Raw genomic sequence first — 759 nt, 5'->3', positions numbered from 1 at the left:
GTGTGACCCCGCTGCCCGTCCCGCGGTCCCGCGCCGTGCGCGCCTGGGCGGCCGCGGCGGCGAACCCGTCGTACGCGGTCGGACCGGACAGCCCGATCCGCAGACCCAGGTCCCCGGCCACTTCGGCGAGCACGCTCGTCTCGCCGGGGGTGAGGACGATGACGACTCCGGATGCCTCACGACCGAAGAAGATGCGACCCCGGTGTTCTTCGGCGAGCAGCTCGAGGCGGTCGGTCACCGTCTCGCGGCGCGCGGCCGCGGCATCCGTGACCGCCACGACCACGGGCGCCTCGGGCAGTCCGCCCCACGTCTCGCGGGCGATGCGCGCGGCGATGTTCGGCTGGCTGGATAGCAGCAGCTGAACAACGCCCGCCCGGAGCTGTCCGCGTGCCCGCGCCGCCCCCTCGCTTTGCTCGAGCGCGAGGCCGGCCATCGCGATGACCGCGGTCACGACGCTGCGACTCTCTTGGTCGAGGTCGCCCGCCGCGATAGCGATGGCTCCACGCAGGCGCCCGCCGCGGCCGAGCGTCTGGAGGGTGAAGGGGATGTCTCCGACCCGCAGCGTCGATCCCGCGCGTGCTCCGCGCCGGAGGACCCGCCGCGCCTCGTCGTGCAAACCGGCGAAGACGTCGGCTTCGAGGCCCGAAGGATGCTGGCGCGTCAATGTGCCCGTCGCGTCGAACAGGCCCACCCAGGTGTCGAGCTGTCGAGACAGCTCCGCGAGGGTCGCGCCGAGTCCGTCGGGACGGAGTGCCGCGA

1 pseudogene is annotated in these 759 nt (G+C 73.6%); it reads right to left on the bottom strand.

The window, feature by feature from the left end:
* Nucleotides 1-759, bottom strand: a pseudogene (locus MIC448_RS15245) (PucR family transcriptional regulator); the annotation flags it as partial.

The organism is Microbacterium sp. C448 (assembly GCF_000582705.2).
Classification (GTDB): Bacteria; Actinomycetota; Actinomycetes; order Actinomycetales; family Microbacteriaceae; genus Microbacterium; species Microbacterium lacus_A.
This window is presented reverse-complemented; position numbering and strand designations above follow the sequence as displayed.